This window comes from Streptococcus sanguinis (genome assembly GCF_020729725.1).
GTDB classification, from domain to species: Bacteria; Bacillota; Bacilli; order Lactobacillales; family Streptococcaceae; genus Streptococcus; species Streptococcus sanguinis_V.
Map to the genome: position 1 here is coordinate 1 of NZ_JAJEPA010000001.1, position 2,536 is coordinate 2,536.

The window sequence follows — 2,536 nt, forward strand, 5'->3', positions numbered from 1 at the left end:
CAAATACAATTACACTTCATAACCAATCTATTACATTACGCAAAAAAGGAGAAAGACATGGCTAATCCATCATTTAAAAATCTTTTAAAAGGAGCACCTAAGAAAGCAGAGTCAACGCCCTCAACAAAACCAAGTAAGACATTTCAAGCAGTTGAATTGGAACCTAAACCTGAGAAAAAAAGCGTTAAACGACAGCCTAAAGCGATTAGTGCCTCAAGCAAACTAGCAACAAAAAAAGAAACAAAGATTTCAAAAAATTATACAATGACACAAAGTCATTTTAGCTCCCTAAACAAATTAGCAGACCAGGGTTTTTACAAAAACTATGCGACAGCTTTCCGAGCAATGATTGACTTTGCTGATACTGATTCATTGATTAAAAATCACAATAAAAATGAATACGCAACTAAAGGATCCAACGACATCACCGCTATGCTCTTAAAAATGAAAAACGAGAAAAAAGGGGACGAGGGGAAAATTTCCAGAACTTTCCGTATGGAGCAGCACCAAATTGATAAGATAGAAAAACTAACCAAAGAGTTAGGTTTCCAGGCAGATTCTGAAGCTGTTCGTCTCATTCTTGATTCGACTCTAAGCGGCATTGATTTTGATAAACTATACAATTAAAGACTTGTATTGCAAGTCTTTTTATTATACACCAAAAAAAATACTCTAAAGTGCCTTTTTTATGGTATAATAAAGATAATTAAACAAAGAAATATAGGAGCTTTTTATGGCAGAAAACAAATCCAAGAATAGAGAGAAATATCTTAAAGATAATGTAAATATTTATCCCTATGCTAATAGTTCTAAACGACTATATCAGATTATGAAATTTGGACTTATCTCTGAGGGTGTATTACTTATTGCTGAGATGGGACGTAGATTAGTTCAAGGTTTATTTCATTCACTTGCCAAAAATCCAGCCACCCCAACAAACTTTAAATCTTTAGATGATATATTGAATGGCTACAATAACTTTGTTGTCGGAGCTTATAATTTTTTTAGTCATCCACTCTTTGGGCCTATGAAATGGATTGCTTATGGTTTGGTTGGTTGTGTTGCACTATATGCAGCGACTATTGCTTTACGACATCATCATGGTGAATTGCGACCATTTCAAGATGATAGGCTGGCCAGAAAGATGAAGTCATATATATTGAAACACTATGAATTATCTTTCTTTGAAGAAACTAATAAAGAGCAAAAAGAAGCTAATAAAAAGTATGAGCAGCAAGTTCGTGACGTAATCAAGGCAATGGACGTAACTATCAATACTCGCCAGGAAATTAATGGATCCGACTTTCTTTCTATCGCAAAAGTTTCTTTAATTGCTCCAAACAATCGAACTGCTGCCAAACTTTTTCTTTCAAAAATCAAAGATTTACCAAATGATTTAACTGACGCATCTAACGGAGACTTTGTTTTTGGACAAGCTTTGAAATCAAGAGATGGACGAGAGTATTTCTTCTTGGCCGAAATAAACAAAACTGAATATTACACTCAGAAAATTCAAGAAACTTTACAAAAGGCTCAAGCTAAACAAGTTGAAAAAGGAAATACAGCAGAAGTAGATAACAATCTTTCTGACACAAAACTTACCTCTGTCAAAAAAGCAAACAATTTAGACGGATTTGTAGAAAGTTGGTCTGTTGACATCTTAGAAAATCGTTCTGAGCAAATTAAAAATCAATTAGAAACAGCAAAGATTGAAGCCAAAGAAATTCAAAGCAGTATTGAGATGTTTATGCAGTCTAATGATGACTTGCGAGCACAACTAGATAATGTGAAAGTAAAAAGCGCAACTGTTCAATTTATTTTCACCATGCCTGCTAATAAGCGTATTACTGATGGTTCTTTAAAGCAAGATATTGAAAACTTCATAGGTGTCGAGGGGGTGTTCATCTCTACAAAAGCTGGTCGTATTTTAATTGATGTTCCTTTAGAAAACACTGTTTTATTGGACGCCCAGAAATTGCTTACAGATGGAATTGATAACAAAAATCTGACACCATTATCCTCTCTGTTTGGAGGCGATGAAAACGGGAATCCTGTAATTATTGATATTGCAAAACTTCCTCACTTATTAATAGCTGGATCGACTGGGTCAGGAAAATCTGTAGGTTTAAACCAAATCATCCTTTCTATTATGAAACATAACACCCCAGATAACGTACAATTTCTATTAATAGACCCGAAAAGAGTTGAGCTGAGCATTTACAAAGGCAATTCATTCTTGTTAGCCGACCCTATTGTTGATGTTGCACTTATGGATAAAGCGTTAGAATATGTAGTAGAAGAAATGGAACGTCGTTATGAATTGCTTGCTCAATATAATGTTAGAAACATTTCAGGCTATAACAAAAAAAGGCTGGCAGAGGGAAATAAAAAACTCCCATTCCTAGTTGTAGTTGTCGATGAAATGTCCGATATGATGATGACCGCAGGTAAACAAGTTGAAGCTCACATTATTCGTATAGCTCAAAAAGCAAGGGCAGCAGGTATTCATTTCATTGGGGCTACACAGCGGCCATCA

The 2,536-nt window shown here is 34.9% G+C and carries 2 protein-coding genes; both read left to right on the plus strand.

Annotated features, from left to right (window positions below; all coding sequences use genetic code 11):
• The first annotated feature begins 57 nt into the window (after nt 1-57).
• The gene (locus K4I03_RS00005; RefSeq protein WP_227963274.1) at nt 58-627 is read left to right on the plus strand and encodes a hypothetical protein; all 570 of its coding nucleotides are present in this window, start codon (nt 58-60) and stop codon (nt 625-627) included.
• A 106-nt stretch (nt 628-733) separates the two neighbouring features.
• The coding region (locus K4I03_RS00010; protein WP_227963275.1) for an FtsK/SpoIIIE domain-containing protein at nt 734-2,536 on the plus strand (1,803 nt) is incomplete at its 3' end.